The sequence below is a fragment of the Salinivirga sp. genome (assembly GCF_055145285.1).
On the sequence record NZ_JBSRDC010000060.1, the window covers coordinates 41,376 to 57,791 of the forward strand.

The 16,416-nt window shown below is 41.8% G+C and carries 12 protein-coding genes; 10 read left to right on the forward strand and 2 right to left on the reverse strand.

Going from position 1 to position 16,416, the window contains the following annotated elements; translation table 11 throughout:
* Positions 1–4: 4 nt before the first annotated feature.
* Positions 5–1,075 (reverse strand): tetratricopeptide repeat protein, encoded by a 1,071-nt coding sequence (locus ACTB0Y_RS12210; RefSeq protein ID WP_463207106.1) that lies wholly within the window; start codon positions 1,073–1,075, stop codon positions 5–7.
* 300 nt (positions 1,076–1,375) lie between these two features.
* Between ACTB0Y_RS12210 and ACTB0Y_RS12215 the strand changes: the two genes are divergently transcribed.
* The gene (locus ACTB0Y_RS12215) at positions 1,376–2,323 is read left to right on the forward strand and encodes an NAD(P)H-dependent flavin oxidoreductase (protein WP_463207107.1); all 948 of its coding nucleotides are present in this window, start codon (positions 1,376–1,378) and stop codon (positions 2,321–2,323) included.
* A gap of 6 nt (positions 2,324–2,329) precedes the next feature.
* Here the strand turns inward: ACTB0Y_RS12215 and ACTB0Y_RS12220 are convergent, their stop codons facing one another.
* Positions 2,330–3,247: a mechanosensitive ion channel family protein gene (locus ACTB0Y_RS12220; RefSeq protein WP_463207108.1), complete on the reverse strand. Its 918-nt coding sequence runs from the start codon at positions 3,245–3,247 to the stop codon at positions 2,330–2,332.
* Between the two features lie 267 nt (positions 3,248–3,514).
* On the opposite strand from ACTB0Y_RS12220, the gene ACTB0Y_RS12225 reads away from it, so the two are divergent.
* The 9 genes from ACTB0Y_RS12225 to ACTB0Y_RS12265 all read left to right on the forward strand — a co-directional run bounded on the left by ACTB0Y_RS12225 (position 3,515) and on the right by ACTB0Y_RS12265 (position 16,174).
* The gene (locus ACTB0Y_RS12225) at positions 3,515–5,935 is read left to right on the forward strand and encodes an ATP-binding protein (protein ID WP_463207109.1); all 2,421 of its coding nucleotides are present in this window, start codon (positions 3,515–3,517) and stop codon (positions 5,933–5,935) included.
* 62 nt (positions 5,936–5,997) lie between these two features.
* Positions 5,998–7,452, forward strand: coding sequence for a sugar MFS transporter (locus tag ACTB0Y_RS12230; RefSeq protein ID WP_463207110.1), 1,455 nt, complete (start codon positions 5,998–6,000; stop codon positions 7,450–7,452).
* Position 7,453: 1 nt separating this feature from the next.
* Positions 7,454–8,410, forward strand: coding sequence for an ROK family protein (locus tag ACTB0Y_RS12235; RefSeq protein ID WP_463207111.1), 957 nt, complete (start codon positions 7,454–7,456; stop codon positions 8,408–8,410).
* Positions 8,411–8,437: 27 nt separating this feature from the next.
* Positions 8,438–11,371: a GH92 family glycosyl hydrolase gene (locus tag ACTB0Y_RS12240; RefSeq protein WP_463207112.1), complete on the forward strand. Its 2,934-nt coding sequence runs from the start codon at positions 8,438–8,440 to the stop codon at positions 11,369–11,371.
* A 172-nt stretch (positions 11,372–11,543) separates the two neighbouring features.
* Positions 11,544–11,789, forward strand: a complete 246-nt coding sequence (locus ACTB0Y_RS12245; RefSeq protein WP_463207113.1) for a hypothetical protein — start codon at positions 11,544–11,546, stop codon at positions 11,787–11,789.
* Between the two features lie 803 nt (positions 11,790–12,592).
* Positions 12,593–14,659, forward strand: coding sequence for a glycoside hydrolase family 97 protein (locus ACTB0Y_RS12250; RefSeq protein ID WP_463207114.1), 2,067 nt, complete (start codon positions 12,593–12,595; stop codon positions 14,657–14,659).
* An 18-nt stretch (positions 14,660–14,677) separates the two neighbouring features.
* On the forward strand, positions 14,678–15,097 hold the full coding sequence (locus ACTB0Y_RS12255) for a type II 3-dehydroquinate dehydratase (protein ID WP_463207115.1): 420 nt from the start codon (positions 14,678–14,680) through the stop codon (positions 15,095–15,097).
* A gap of 188 nt (positions 15,098–15,285) precedes the next feature.
* A complete protein-coding gene (locus ACTB0Y_RS12260; RefSeq protein WP_463207116.1) occupies positions 15,286–15,705 on the forward strand; it encodes a Fur family transcriptional regulator in 420 nt (139 codons plus the stop codon).
* A 70-nt stretch (positions 15,706–15,775) separates the two neighbouring features.
* Entirely contained in the window at positions 15,776–16,174 is a 399-nt protein-coding gene (locus tag ACTB0Y_RS12265) for a DUF6769 family protein (RefSeq protein ID WP_463207117.1), read from the forward strand.
* The last annotated feature ends 242 nt before the right edge of the window (positions 16,175–16,416 follow it).

A 16,416-nucleotide genomic window follows, 5' to 3' on the forward strand; every position in this document is an offset into this window, starting at 1 on the left:
GGTTTTAGTTTTCGTTGCAATAAATCAAAAAGTCTTTAGCTCTGTCAACGCCCAGCTCAACTGCTTTGCTCCAGTCGGCACATGCGCCTTCAAAATCTTTGAGCATTTCCCTTGCGTTACCTCTGTTCATATATGCTACACCATAATCCGCATCCATTTCGATGGACTTGGTCAGGTATTCGATGGCTTCTTCATATTTGTGCAATTTGATTAATGCAGTTCCTAAATTATTATAGGCATACAAATAATCGGGTTTAATTTCAATTGCTTTTTTATAGTCTTTTACGGCGCCTTCGAAGTCTTCATCCTTATAGCGGGCAAATCCACGGTTGTTGAATGCCAAATGCATGGTGGAGTCCATTTTAATGGCCAAACTGTATTCTTCTATGGCTTCTTTGTAGTCGCCTTTGGCCCGCTTCACTGAACCGAGATTATTGTATGCTATCGACATTTGTGGGTCGAGCTCTATGGCCTTATTGTAATCTTCTATGGCACCTTTGTAGTTTTCCACCTTTCTTCTTGCACTTCCCCGATCGTGGTATGCATAGGTAAAATCGGGGTTTATGTTAATTGCAATTGTAAAATCGCTAATGGCTCCGTCGTACTCATTATTTCTAAAATCAATAACACCGCGGTAATAATAAAGATTTGCGTTTTGTAATTTTAACTCAATGGCTTTTGAATAATCGGCATGTGCGTTTTGCAGGTCTTCCATTAGGTCATAAGCTCTTCCCCTGTTATAATAAGCATAAGCCAGTGTACTGTCAACTTTTACGGCTTTTGAAAGATTTTCAATCGCCTCATTGTATTTTTCCATCCTGATTTGAGTGCTACCCAAATTCAGGTAGGCTTTTGCAAAATTTTCGTCGTATTTCAGCGCTTTTTTAAAACTGGCTACAGCTTGCTCAAAGTTCCCTTGCTCAAAATACCGGATACCCTTGTTATAAGCTAATTCGGCTTCCTGGTTTTTTGCGGCTACCAGTGTGGGGTCGTCAAATAATTGTGACTCTTCTACTTGCCCGAATGTAAAGAACGGGACTAATAGCATGAGCCACAGCACTATGCTTTTTTTCATGTCGATTATTTTTGTAATGTATGGCAAAAAGATTATTCTCCTATATGGTTCGAAATTAGTATTTTTAAATTTTAAAGCAAAGTTAGCAATTCTTTATGCCAATTTAGGAATTTGTACGTGTATGATTTATTTCCGTTACCAGAAATTTGAGCTAATTAATTATTTCTTGGATAAAAGCAGTTTTATTTGCCGTTAACAGCAGATAGCAGTTTTTTGAAACATATTAGTTGCTGATGCTGTTAATACGCATTGGCATGTTATATGATACAAATTTTCATTGCAAAACGTTACATTTGATTTATGAACACATTGAATAAAATACTCAATATTAAACATCCGTTATTGCTTTCGCCCATGTTTATGGTAACGAATGAAAAAATGGTGGCTGCAGCTGTTGATGCAGGAGCAACGGGTGCTCTTGTAGCGCATAATTACCGCAATTCGCATAATTTGAAGCAGGCCATCATAAACCTTAAGTCAAAAAACAAAACACCATTTGGTGTAAATTTAACGCTCGATTTTGGAAATGAGCTATTTCACCAAAATTTGAAGATATGTGCCGATGAAAAGGTCGATTTTATTATTACTTCACTGGGTGACCCAAAAGAAGTAATAGACACGGCCAGGCCGCTTGGAATAAAAGTTTTTTGCGATGTGGTAAATGAACGTCATGCAGAAAAGGCCGTTCACAGAGGGGCTGATGCTCTTATTGCTGTGAATAGAAATGCCGGGGGGCATGCGGGAATTTATACTGCCGAAGAGCTTATTCCTGCTCTAAAAGGCAGGTTTGATATTCCCGTTATTTCGGCTGGTGGGGTTTCATCTCATACCGAAATGAAAAAAGCTATGGACATGGGAGCTGCCGGTGTTTCAGTGGGGTCGGTTTTTATTGCTACCCACGAAAGTAATGTAAGCGATGAATATAAACAGGCAATTATTCAAGGTGGAGCGTCTGATATTATTCTCACAAAACGTATTTCCGGTGTACCCATGACGGTAATTAAAACCAAATACATAAAATCAATCGGGGATGAACGCTCGTGGCTTGAACGTAAATTAAAAAAACGTAAACGCACCCGAAGAGCACTTCGTAAAGCACTTGAAGGAACAAGGCTTACACGTTTTCAGCATTACGTGGTGGGACCGGATTATCAGAAAGTTTATTGTGCAGGGCCTTCTATTGCCCGGGTGCATAAAATATCCTCAGTAAAAGAAGTTATTGAGCGAATTACCGAACCAGAAGCATAACCTGTTTTATTCTGCCCGAAGCGGTTGCTTTCCTTCTGTTCTGTTGTTGTAATAGCGGATTGACGGGTATGCAAAATCTATATCGTCGTTTTGTTTAAATCTTCTCAATATATCTTCCCATATTTTTTCGGCCATAATTCTGCGTTGTTTCGAGATGACCAGATACCTTGCCGAGAGCAATACACCACTGTCTTCTACACTTGTATACACATTAGGAGAGAGGTTCTTATAAAATATAAGATATTTTTTTGCGGCATGTTTTATTTCACGGTGGGCATGCTCCACATCTTTAGCTGTATGGTGTGTAGTAACTTCCTGTATAATTGATTTTGCTTTTTCCCAATCGCTTTCAAAAGTTACTAAAACATTTATCTCATCCCAAATATATTGAAAACCAGTAGTGTAGTTAGCTATTTTATGGCTAAAAACGGAGGCGTTGGGTATGTGAATTACGCGACCTGTACTTTGATCTGCACCTACCCAGTTGCCTATCTCAATCAGGGTAAACTGGAAAAGTCGAATGTCGATTACATCCCCCTTGTGTTCTCCAACTTCTACTCTGTCTGAAAGTTCAAATGGTTTGCGCCAAATGATAAATAACCACCCGGCCAGGTCAGTGATGGGATCTTTTAGTGCAATAGCCAAACCAGCAGAAACTAAACCAAAGAAGGTGGCAAGTGAATCGAGTTTTACCAGCCACAAATCAGCGACGAGTAAAATGAATATGAAGAAAGAAATTCGTTTGATGATTTTTCTGAACCGGTATTGCTTCTTTAGGTCATCGACCCATTTGTGTACAAGTCCAATGCTTATGCGGCTTATAATCCAAATTATTAAACCCGTTATTAAGGTTTTGTATAATTTTATTTGAAGCGGAACGGGTATTCCGGTATAAGATTTGACGAATTCGAATAGGTCTTGCATTGGCAATAGTTTTGTTACAAATTAGTTATTTTTTATAAAATGAACAAAAACCAAAGAGAAAGGATTGTAATTTCCCGGTCATGAATCTTTATCTTGCATAAAATTCCGTATATTTATTCATAAAACTCATTTTTTCAGGACATTATGTCCTCAAAGTTTGTGGAAAGATATCAAAATAGGGATTAGGCTTATAAAAAGTAGTGTAGTACTTTAAAATTTATAATGGGGAGATTGCACAAAACCAACTAAATACTTAAATGTAGCTTTGTGAAACATATAAAACACATATTACTTGCCAGCTATCTGGTTTTAATAGCTTCGGCAAACTCGTTTGCTGGCAGCTACGGTGTTGCAGACCTTTTTGAATGGAACCCTGAATCGTTTCATACGTTGACAGGCAAATGGGTTTTTGTGCCGGGTAAGCATGTGTTTCCTACCGATACTATTTCTAATCCCTACTTTATCAACACGGGAAAACCATGGAACAATGTTGGGGTTGCCGACAGCATAATGGGTAAAAGTGGGTATGCCACGTATTCCATTGACATAATTTTACCCGAAACGGGTATTACTTATGGGCTCGATCTGGGTTCTGTTTCCAGCGCGTATGCCCTTTATGTGGACCGGAAACTCATTAAAAAAGTTGGTAATCCATACGGAACCGCGGAAACTTATGAACCCGCTTTTAATACGCAGATAGTAAAGTTTGTTCCGGAGCACAGAAGGGTTAAACTTACAATTCATGTAACCAATTTCGAATACAGCAGGGGAGGCATGTGGCATGATGTACGAATAGCAAAAGGTGCATATGCCGAAAAAAAGCGCCAGAATAAGGTCAACTTCATTTTTATTCTATTCGGTGGTATACTTGTAATGAGTCTTTACCATGCTGGTTTATATGTATTGAGGCGCAAAGAAGAATCATCTTTATTTTTTTTCTTGTGGACTTTTGCAGCTGCTTTCAGACTATTTTTCTCCGGCCGGTATTTTCCGGCAATGGATATAATGGAATTATCATGGCACTGGCTTTTAAAAATTGAATATCTTACCTTCTATCTTTCTATTCCGCTGTTTATAAAGTTTGTGGCAGAGCTTTTCCCCAAATACGTTGATAAAATAATAGTAAGGTTTGCCTTGATTTTTGGCGTTATAAGCTCTCTGATTGTAGTGGCTACACCCGTGAGTTTCTTCACTCATACAGTACTTGCATATCAGATATTTACTATGGCCGGTATTCTATATATGTTTGTTGTGCTTTATCGGATTCTCAGTATGCATGAACGTGGTGGTAAATCATTTTTACTTGGTTTTATTGTATTGGCCATTACCGTGATTCATGATATTTTATCTACACATTACGTATTTCCCAACGGTTCATGGATTGCCACAGGGCTGCTCTTTTTTGTGGCTTCTCAGGCCTATTTGTTGGCTTCGCGCTTTACAGCCACTTTTTCACGCGCCGAGGTGTTAAGTAGCCAATTGAATTACATGAACCTCCATCTGGAAAAAATTGTGGATGAACGCACAGAAAAGTTGCAGCATGCCAATGAGGAATTACAAGAAAAGAACCAGGAAGTTTCAAGGCAGTCTGATCAGATGACCATTATGAATAAGGAACTCAGGAAATTAAGTGTTGCAGCCAGCGAAACAGATAATGCCATTATTATTACCAATAAAAATGGTGAAATTGAATGGGTAAACCGTGGATTTGAACGTTTATATGGTTATTCTCTCGGTGAATTGCACCAGCGCTTTGGAAATAATCTGAAAAAAGCCGGACGCGGTAAAAATATAGAATCACTAATTAAGCAGGTAGCTGAAACACGTAAATCTGTTAATTACGAATCGACTGTAGAAGCGCACGATGGAAGTAAAATTCAGGTACAAACAACGCTTTCGCCTATTCTTGATGCCAATAATGAACTTATTTACCTTGTAGCCATTGATACTGATATTCGAAAGTTAAAGAAAATTGAAAGGGAGCTGAAGAAATCCAACAATGCCAAGAACAAACTATTTTCTATTATTGCCCACGATTTACGAAGCCCGTTTAACTCATTGTTGGGTTTGACGGAGCTCATGCTGGTGCGGTATAAGGAATTAACTTCGGAAGAGTTGCTTCAGTTTTTGAAAGATTTGAATGATGTGAGCCAAAAAACCTATTATCTTTTGCTTAACTTACTTGAATGGTCGAGAACCCAACGAGATAAAATTGAGACAAATCCACAAAAACATAACCTCGCAGAGCTTGTCGACGATACACTTGGCTTATTTACAACGTCATTCGAAGATAAAAAACTTACCTTGAAAAAAGATGTTGCTGATGACTTATACATCTTTGTCGATTTCCAATCGTTTAATACGGTTATGCGTAACCTGGTTTCAAATGCCATAAAATTTACGCCACGGAATAAAAATATTTATATTTCAGCGCGCCAATCAGGCGCTTTTGTCGAAATTGAAGTGCGCGATGAGGGCATTGGTATATCAAAAGATAATCTTAAACATTTATTCAGTACCGAAGAAAATTATTCTACAGAAGGAACAGAGCAGGAAAAAGGCACAGGTCTGGGATTGATGCTTTGCAAAAGTTTTATCGAAGAAAACGAGGGAACCATTGATGTAGAAAGCAAAGTAGGATTTGGTACCACATTTCGTATTCGAGTGCCTTCAGCGTCATGGTCGTGATATTTTTTTTGAGTTAAGGCGAAAAATTGGCATCTTTAGCGGATTTTTAATGCAAATTGGCTATGGAAAATGTCCGCAAATCTTCCTCAAATCGCCTCGCTCTGATTGTAGTTACCACGCTGTTTTTCATGTGGGGCTTCATTACCTGCATGAACGATATTTTAATACCTTATCTGAAAAAGGTATTTGAGCTGAATTATTTCAGGGCCATGCTCGTGCAGTTTGCTTTTTTTGGAGCCTACTTTATCGGATCGCTCACCTACTTTATTGTTTCAGCCACAAAAGGAGACCCTGTTTTAAGGCTGGGCTACAAAAAAGGTATCATTGCCGGATTACTGGTCAGCGGTGCAGCACTGCTCGTATTTTGGCCTGCAGCAGCATTTCATAGTTATGGCCTTTTTCTCAGCGCCTTGTTCATTCTGGGGCTTGGTTTTACCTTGTTACAAATTACCGCAAACCCTTATGTAGCCATTCTTGGTCCGGACGAAACAGCTTCGTCGCGCTTAAACCTTGCACAAGGCTATAACAGTTTGGGAACAACCATTGCACCCATTATCGGCGGATACCTCATTTTTCATTATTTTGCCAAATATGGGCAACCATTGCTAAACAATGCTGGCAATCCAATTTTTACTGATGATGGCGCACAAATGACTGCTTTTGCCGTACAGGCGCCATACATGATTTTTGCTGCTATGTTTTTCATACTGGCCCTGATTGTTTATAAAACCAATTTACCCAGTGTATCAGATGGTGAAGAAGTTGAGTTTTCGGCCGGAGCCTTGCGATACCGGAATCTGGTTTTTGGTATGGTAGCCATTTTTATGTACGTAGGTGCCGAAGTGAGTATTGGCAGCATCATGATTAATTATATTAAACAACAGCTGAATACCGGCGAGATGCTGGCAAAATCATACCTTGCTTTTTATTGGGGCGGTGCAATGATTGGCCGCTTTCTGGGCGCTATTTCAATGGGAAGCACTACACAGTCGCTGCAAAAAACTTTGAAAATGATTGGCACGGCATTCGGCGTTTTCGCCCTTATTTATTTGATTGTGTATATTGAAAGTGGTTTTACTTTTGCCTTAAGTCAGGTATATCCTTTTGCTGGCTTTTTAGTCTTAAATCTTATCGCATTCCGTATTGGGCGAAGTTTGCCGCATAAAACGCTATTCATTTTTGCGCTGATGAACATAATTTTGCTTACTACAGCTTTGTATACCGGTGGATTACTGTCAATGTGGAGCATTGTAGCCATTGGTTTATTCAATTCCATTATGTGGTCCAATATTTTCACATTGGCCATTCGCAATTTGGGAAAGCATACCAGCCAGGGCTCATCGCTACTGGTGATGATGATACTCGGAGGAGCCATTATTCCGCTTATTCAGGGAGCTGTGGCTGATGCCGTTTCGGTGCACATGTCATTCTTTGTGCCCATATTTTCTTATATTTATTTGGCCTTTTATGGTAAGGTGGGTTATAAACCCAGAAAATGGAACTTAAAAAAATCATAAAATGAAAGAGATAGTTGCAGGTATAGATATTGGAGGAACCAATTCAGAGGTGGGATTGGTCGATAATGATGGTAATGTATTGGACAGAGCGTGCATGAAGACCAGGGAGCATGGTGCGGATTTTTCTGCTTATCTCAAAGAGTTATCCCGTTTAATTAACGATCAGGTAAAGAAGAATTCTGTCTCTTTGGTAGGTATAGGTGTCGGTGCACCAAACGGGAATATAAACAATGGGAGTATTGAACGTGCACCCAACCTCGATTGGGATGGAATTGTTCCGTTCTGTGAAAAATTACAGGAATATTTTCCTCAAATACCAATAAGATTAACCAATGACGCAAATGCCGCAGCATTGGGTGAGAAACTATTTGGTAACGGAAAAATGATAGATGATTTTATAACTATTACTTTGGGTACAGGTGTTGGGAGTGGTTTTATCGTAAATGGGAAACTGATGTATGGCCACGATGGTATGGCAGGTGAAGCAGGCCACACTGTAGTAGATCCTAACGGACGTGTTTGTGGTTGCGGTCGCAGAGGCTGTCTGGAAACTTATGTCTCTGCTTCAGGCATTGTGCGCACAGCAGCAGAGCAACTTTCTATTCATCATTTTCAGAGCAAACTGGCCGAAATACCATTCAGTGAATTAGAGTCGAAAACCATAGCCGAATTGGCAATGAAAGGAGATGTGGTAGCGCAAAAGGTATTTGAAATCACAGGCCGTACCTTGGGCATGAAACTGGCCGATTTTGTGGCCATTACCAGTCCCAAAGCCATATTTATTGCCGGAGGTGTCGTGAACGCGGGAGAGTTGCTGCTTAAACCGGTACGTGAGCATATGGAAGCCAATTTGCTGAACATTTATAAAAGTAAAGTACGAATTGAAAAATCGGGCTTGCCCGGAATCGATTCTGCCATACTAGGCGCAGCTGCACTCATCTGGAGTCAAAATAAGTAGCATTGCTACTGCTAAATATACTGCAATATGAAGTTTTTGGGACTTGCAACAGCATTGATGCTGCTTTTTACATCATGCAGCAACAACAATAGCCTAATTGAAAAAGTTAACCCTTTCATAGGTACGGGAGGTCACGGGCATACCTACCCCGGAGCCACTTATCCTTTCGGATTTGTACAATTAAGTCCCGATACCCGGCTTACCGGTTGGGATGGTTGTTCAGGCTACCATTACAGCGACGAACGCATTTATGGTTTTAGTCATACCCACCTGAGCGGCACGGGTGTGAGCGATTACGCCGATCTGCTGTTGATGCCACGCACAGGCCCGGTTGTGTGGCAAAACGGATATCCCGATACTACAGGATATTTCAGCCGGTTTGCTCATGAAAATGAGTATGCTGAACCCGGCTATTACCGTGTTTTACTCGACGATTACAATGTGGATGTGAAGCTGACAGCCACTGCACATTGTGGGTTTCATCAATATACGTTTAACAATCCTGAGCAAACACACGTATTACTTGATTTGAACCATCGCGATCAGGTTGTCGAGGCATGGTTTGAGCAGATTTCTGAAACCGAAATTGTAGGTTTACGCAGAAGCAAAGCGTGGGCTCGCAATCAGTATGTGTATTTTGTAATGCAATTCAATGAGCCCATAAAGTCCCTCAAAGTAAGGAACGAGCAAAAGAAATTACAGGGCAGAAGACGCTATTCAGGCAAAAAACTTAAAGCTGCGTTGTTTTTTGACAATGCAGATGAAGTAAAGGTTAAGGTGGGGCTTTCGGCTGTGGATGTTGAGGGAGCACGGAAAAATCTGAAGGCCGAAATAGAAGGATGGGATTTCGATCAGGTAAGAAAAGCTACTCAGACTGCATGGAAGCACGAATTGGGTAAATTTGCTGTTAAAGGTGGAACCCACGATCAACAGGTGAGTTTCTATACTGCTCTGTATCATAATATGATTGTACCTAATATTTTTACTGATGTGGATGGACGTTACCGCGGGCATGATTCTGCCATTCATCGTGCAGGGGCGCGTCCACAGTACACTGTATTCTCGTTGTGGGATACTTACCGGGCTACACATCCGCTCTATACGCTGATCGACACGGCACGCACCAACGATTTTATCCATTCTTTTCTGCGAATTTATGAGCAGGGTGGGCGGTTACCGGTTTGGGAACTGGCCGGAAATGAAACCGATTGTATGATCGGTTACCATTCAGTGCCCGTGATGGCTGATGCCATAAACAAACGCATTGGTGATTTTGACCAATCGCTGGCTTTGGAAGCCATGCAACATAGCGCCATGCAGGATCATTTTGGGTTAGAGGCCTATCGCGAAATGGGCGTGATCCCTTTGGATCGAGAGCACGAATCGGTCTCCAAAACGCTGGAGTATGCTTTTGATGACGGGTGCATTGCCCAAACAGCCCAAAAGTTGGGTGAAGATAGCGTGCATGAGCAATACCTGCAACGGGCACAGTTTTATAAAAATTTGTACGATCCTTCAACCAACTTTTTTAGAGCCCGGGAAAATGGCGGCTGGTTAACTCCGTTTGATCCGCGTGAAGTGAATTTTCATCATACCGAGGCCAATGCCTGGCAATATACTTTTTATGTACCGCAAGATGTGCAGGGTATGATTCAATTGATGGGAGGTGATGATGCTTTTGCAGCCAAACTCGACAGCCTGTTTACTGTAGAAAATGAAACCACGGGCAGGCACCAGGTTGATATAACAGGGCTCATCGGTCAGTATGCGCATGGTAATGAACCCTCACACCATACGGCTTACCTGTACAACTATGCCGGTAAACCCTGGAAAACCCAACAGATGGTACGCCGCATCATGAATGATTTTTATGAAAATGCACCCGATGGTCTTGCAGGAAATGAAGATTGCGGCCAAATGTCCGCGTGGTATGTTTTAAGTGCCATGGGCATGTACCCGGTAAATCCGGCTGATGGTGTTTTTGTGCTTGGCTCGCCCCTGTTTGAGGAGGTAACACTGAATCTTGAAAATGGGCGCCAATTTACTGTGAAAGCTGAAAACAATGGCGATGAGCAAATTTATGTGCAGCGCATGATGCTTAATGACAAGCCATACCATAAAAGTTTTATCGATTATGAGACGATAATGAAAGGCGGATCATTTGTGTTTTTCATGGGCGAAAAGCCCAATAAGGAGTTGGGAGCTAATCCAACCAATCGGCCGGCTTCTGCCATTGCCGGAAGCGACTTTTTGCCTAAGCCAATTATCGAAGGTGGGTACCGCTCTTTTAAAGAACCACGTAAAATACATATCTCGAACGCAACAGGGCAGGGTAAAATTTATTATACCCTGAATGGTGGTACACCCGACCGCACAAGTAAGCGCTACACCGGGCCATTTACAATATCAAATACAACCCACATAAGAGCCATAGCCATTGATGCCGATGGCAACCGCAGCTACGTGTCCAAAGCTTCATTTTACAAAATGCCTGAGAATCGTAGTATTGAAATTAAAAGTACCTACAATCCGCAGTACAGCGCAGGCGGTGATGAGGGCTTGATTGATCTGTTGCGCGGCCCGGCCGACTTTCGCACCGGGTTCTGGCAGGGGTATCAGGACCAGGATTTTGAAGCTGTGGTTGATCTCTCTGACCCCAAAAAAATAAACTATTTGGCTTTGGGCTGTCTGCAAGATATTCGCTCATGGATTTGGATGCCGGTTGAAGTTGTTTTTTATGTTTCACAAGACGGCAAATATTTTAGAAAAGTTGGAACAGTTAAAAATAACGTTGCTGAAGATCAATACGGGCCGGTTCTTGAGGATTTTGAACTTACCAACCTCAATGAATATGCACGTTTTGTGAAAGTAGTTGCCAAAAACTATGGCACCATTCCCGACTGGCACATGGGACATGGTGGAGAGGCATTTATTTTTGTGGATGAAATCGTGATAAAGTAAGTCATGGGTTAATTTATAATTTTATTTCTTCTGGTAAAGAAAAGTTTTTTGCTAGATCCACATTACCAGGTGTTAATAACTTTTTCATTTGTGTTAAAAATGAATTTTGCATTTCGTGTTTTATTGATTTATTTTTGCAAATAAAAACAAACACACCCTACATTTGCAGCTTATGGATTATGTAAATCAACTAAAACAAATGGCCAAACTCATTGCGCTTGAGAATACTGGCACACCTGGAGAATTGGCCCGGCAGTTAGATATCGACGAACAATCGGTAAGAGACCGCATTCATCAGCTTGAGGAACTTTACGCTGTTGATATTAGCTACGTGGAAAAATCCAGAACATTTCGTGTGAGCCATGGGCAATTTCCAATGCACCTGTTTAAAACCAGCCTGCAATATCAAATGAACTGATGTTATTTAGCTTTTAAGCACCCGTTTAAACTGGGTGCCACTATGCGCACATTTTTTGCTTTGCTAAAAATGAAAACTTCTTCAACTTACCCGTCATTTTAAGCATGACATGATACTCGACAGTTGGCTAAACAAGGCTGATTCCGGGGTAAAGCCCTGTAGATATAAATGAATGCCGTAACCCCCGCCATGAATGGTGTGGTAAGTTATATTCTGCGAATATTTTTTTTTACAGGAATTAGGCTAATGAATTGCACCGTCATTTATGGCGGCGACAAGCAGAGGATATAGCTTTTTATGGCTTTAGCCAGGAATATTTTGGTGCAAAATGGAGTTTCCCGGCTGAAGTTTGGCAGATAAGCCCATCTGGGGGAGTGAATGTTGCTAAAAAACGAGTTTCACGCCGCGAACGCAGCTAGAATATAACGCAATGGGCGCAGCGGGTTCTTACGTTGCGAACGCAGCGTTTTCGTTGCGAGCGCTGCGTGAAATACTGACCAAAATTGCTCGCCATGGATGCAGCGAATCCATCCGTCTCAGATTTCCTTTGCGGTAAATTGCAACACATCGCCACGAGCTCTCACCTTTGCTACACTAGTGAGAGCAAAGTCGCCCTCTCGTGTCTTCGATTGGGCTGTATTGTTTTCACCCACTTTATCGCTTTGTGCGACCAGCCGGATTGCGTCTCTGAATAGGCCTGTCTTGGTTGATATAGAACTCAGCCTTGTTTCAGAAACGGACATACTTCAATTAAACTCTCTTTCATTTTTCGTATATTTACACCTCTGTAAAAAAATCTACCAATGAAGAAATACATTTTAGGAATTTTGATCGTTACCATGCTGTATGCATGTACAAAAACCAACAGTCAAATGATTATACAATCACCCGACGGAAAAATTGAAGTTAAACTCGATTTGAAAAACAATTCACTCCCCACATATTCGGTAACCTATGAGGGCGATACCGTTATTAAACCTTCTTCAATGGGATTTGAGTTTCTTGATCAGCCTGAAATGTCCGGGTTTAGGATAGTAGATACACGCATGAAGTCTGTCAATAAAAAATGGACTATGCCATGGGGTGAGCAGGAAGAGGTTGTAAACCACTACCAGGAGATGTTGATTAGCCTGCAAGAGATTAAAAAACCTAAACGCTCAATGAACATACGCTTCCGGGTGTTTGACGATGGCATTGGCTTTCGCTATGAGTTTCCTGAACAACCCGGGCGCAACACACTGAAAATAAATGAAGAACATACGGAGTTTCGCCTAACGGGCGATCATCGCGTGTGGTGGATTCCTGGCGATTGGGATATTTATGAACATCTGTATAATGAAACCAGTTTTTCAGAGATCGATGCCCTGCAATTTGCTCAGCATGAATCGCTGGCACAAACCTACATCCCTTACAATGCCGTAAATACGCCCGTAACCATGCGTACAGCAAGCGGATTACATTTGAGTTTTCATGAGGCTGCACTGACCGATTTTCCGGGAATGACACTACGGGTCGATACAGAAAATCTCACTATGCGGAGCGAACTTGTTGGGTCGGAGCGAACCGAATATAAAGCTCAAGTGAGCTTGCCATTTGAAACGCCATGGCGAACCATACAAATTGCCCCCGATGCAGCGGATCTGATTGCTTCTAAAATGATTTTGAACCTGAACGAACCCAATAAGCTTGGGGATGTGAGTTATGTGAAGCCCATGAAGTATGCCGGTATCTGGTGGGAGATGCATCTGGATAAGTCTACCTGGGATTTGGCCAGTGGGCGCCACGGAGCCACCACAGAAAATACCAAACGCTACATTGATTTTGCAGCTGAAAACAACCTGGGTGGAATTCTCGTGGAAGGCTGGAACACAGGTTGGGAGAAATGGATTGGTGTAGACGACCGCGAAGGGATTTTTGATTTTGTGACACCATATCCCGACTACGACATTAATGAGGTGGTGCGTTATGCCAAAAGTAAAGGAGTGGAAATCATCATGCATCACGAGACTTCGGCAGCAGTGACTACCTACGAACAGCAGCTCGATACAGCTTACCGGTTTATGGAGTCGCTTGGACTACATGCGGTAAAAACGGGTTACGTGGGCACGATCATTCCCAAAGGGGAGTATCACCACGGACAGTACATGGTAAAACATTACCGTAAGGTATTGGAGACAGCTGCACAGCACAGGGTTGCTGTAAATGCACATGAGCCCATCAAGGCCACAGGTATTCGCCGTACTTATCCCAATGCCATATCACGTGAAGGTCTGCGCGGACAGGAGTTCAACGCCTGGTCGTCTGATGGTGGTAACCCACCGTCGCATTTACCTACGGTAGCCTTTACCCGTATGTTGGCCGGGCCCATTGATTTTACACCCGGTGCATTCAACCTCAAGTTGGAGCCGTATAAGCCCAACAACCAGGTAAGTACAACACTGGCACAGCAACTGGCACTCTATGTGGTTATTTACAGTCCGGTGCAAATGGCCTGCGACTTACCTGAACATTATGAGGGACAACCCGCCTTTCAGTTCATTCGCGATGTGGGTGTGGACTGGCAACAAACCGAGGTGCTTAACGGCGAGGTGGGTGACTATGTAACCATTGCCCGCAAGGAGAAAGAAACCGGTAACTGGTTTCTGGGCAGCATTACCGATGAACATGCCCGCGAGTTTGCCTTGCCTCTTAATTTCCTTGATAAGGATGTTACTTATGAAGCGACATTATACAAAGATGCTCCCGACGCGCATTGGGACGATAACCCTGAGGCCATCAATATTGAAAAGCACACACTTAAAGCTACCGATACACTGAATGTTCAATTAGCCCCGGGTGGCGGACTGGCTGTATCGTTCATGAAAAAATAATCAGAAAATACTGCAACAATGAAATTTGCCATCATCAACGGACCCAATCTTAATTTGCTCGGAAAGCGCGAACCCGGTGTTTATGGAAAAGAATCGTTTGAGTCTTACCTAAACACGCTCCGCACAGCTTATCCCGGCCATAAACTCATCTATTTTCAATCCAATGTGGAGGGTGAACTCATTAATTACCTGCACGAGGTAGGTTTTTCAGTAGATGGCATTGTGTTCAATCCCGGCGGTTATTCGCATACCTCTGTATCAATAGCCGATGCCATCGCTGCAATTGATGCGCCGGTGGTGGAGGTGCATATTTCCAATATTTACGCCCGGGAAAACTACCGCCACCAAAGCCTGACCGGGGCCAAGGCCCAGGCAGTGATAAGCGGCGCAGGGTTAAAGGGGTACGCTTTGGCGTTGCAGTATTTGGCGGAAAATTAGGCTAAACACAGCTGCATTTGCTTTAGAGTTAACGAATTAATAATAAGCAGATGTAAGTCAACAAATAAGTCCCTTTGGATGCCCGATAGCACAACATTAATAGGTTAAAACAGTGATGTTTTGCAAGTAAGCTTGCCAGGTCTTCGGTGAATAATTGTTACTTTTGAGATATAAAATGTCGACAAATAATGACCAAGGAAAATACCGACAAACAACTCGAATCCAGAAACATCAAGCCAACTGCTATGCGCCAGTTGGTTTTGAAGGTTCTGACCGACCAAAATACAGCCATAAGTTTACCTGAGCTGGAATATAAATTTGAAAGAGCTGACAAAGCCACTTTATACCGTACCCTTAAAACATTTGAGGAAAATAAACTCATTCACAGCATTGACGATGGCACAGGCTCCGTTAAATATGCTTTATGCCAGGAAACCTGTGAATGCCATCCCGAAGACCTTCACGTTCATTTTTTATGCACTGTATGTGGTCAGACTTATTGCCTCACAGATATTCCGGTTCCGGAAATTAATTTGCCGGCTAAATTTCAACTCGAGAGTGTAAATATGGTGGTGAAAGGAGTTTGCTCCAATTGTGAATCGGTATAATTTTTGCAACCCGATTGCACGAACTTTTTCTGTATATTTGCCGTTGTAAATTGAAACTTAACTTAAACAGGTGAATTTAAAAGGACAACATATAGGAAGGCTATTTATTTTTTTGGCAGGACTGATAATTCTGGGCCATGCTGTTGTGCCGCATCATCATCATTTTGAGTTAACCTATCCATCAGACCAGAAATCAACCTGTGAAATCCCACCTCAAAATAATTTCCCGGAAGAACACGATTTCCATTGCCATGCATTTAATGTACTGGTCTCAGAAAGGACAGCCTATTCTTCTTTTAATAAACCTTTACCTGAAAATTTCAACTTCTACTTAGCCGGAATCAATATCAATATTGAAATCCCAAAAGCTCACAAAGCAACGACAATAATTTATGGCTATCGGGCCATTTTCTTCCATCAATTCCGCTCTACAGCCCATTCACTTCGGGCTCCTCCTGTAAACGCTTAATTTCGACCAAAGTTAACATCTTAATATCAGTATATTAACGATAGCTGGCTTGTGGCTTACTGCTTTAAAAAAGGGGCAGTGAAGCAAGAGGAAATTATGCATCGAAAAATAAAACAAAATGGGGTATCTGATCATCTCCCGTAAAGTTTTATCTTTACGAAATGAAATATCCGGCAGATCAAATGGAATTTGAAGAAATGTTTAAATCGGAGCAAGCCTGTATTGATTACTTGGTATCATTG

What these genes read in the sequence shown, in the direction of transcription:
- ACTB0Y_RS12210 (WP_463207106.1), bottom strand. Translation starts at nt 1,075, where the DNA reads ATGAAAAAAAGCATAGTGCTGTGGCTCATGCTATTAGTCCCGTTCTTT.
- ACTB0Y_RS12215 (WP_463207107.1), top strand. Translation starts at nt 1,376, where the DNA reads ATGAACACATTGAATAAAATACTCAATATTAAACATCCGTTATTGCTT.
- ACTB0Y_RS12220 (WP_463207108.1), bottom strand. Translation starts at nt 3,247, where the DNA reads ATGCAAGACCTATTCGAATTCGTCAAATCTTATACCGGAATACCCGTT.
- ACTB0Y_RS12230 (WP_463207110.1), top strand. Translation starts at nt 5,998, where the DNA reads ATGGAAAATGTCCGCAAATCTTCCTCAAATCGCCTCGCTCTGATTGTA.
- ACTB0Y_RS12235 (WP_463207111.1), top strand. Translation starts at nt 7,454, where the DNA reads ATGAAAGAGATAGTTGCAGGTATAGATATTGGAGGAACCAATTCAGAG.
- ACTB0Y_RS12240 (WP_463207112.1), top strand. Translation starts at nt 8,438, where the DNA reads ATGAAGTTTTTGGGACTTGCAACAGCATTGATGCTGCTTTTTACATCA.
- ACTB0Y_RS12245 (WP_463207113.1), top strand. Translation starts at nt 11,544, where the DNA reads ATGGATTATGTAAATCAACTAAAACAAATGGCCAAACTCATTGCGCTT.
- ACTB0Y_RS12250 (WP_463207114.1), top strand. Translation starts at nt 12,593, where the DNA reads ATGAAGAAATACATTTTAGGAATTTTGATCGTTACCATGCTGTATGCA.
- ACTB0Y_RS12255 (WP_463207115.1), top strand. Translation starts at nt 14,678, where the DNA reads ATGAAATTTGCCATCATCAACGGACCCAATCTTAATTTGCTCGGAAAG.
- ACTB0Y_RS12260 (WP_463207116.1), top strand. Translation starts at nt 15,286, where the DNA reads ATGACCAAGGAAAATACCGACAAACAACTCGAATCCAGAAACATCAAG.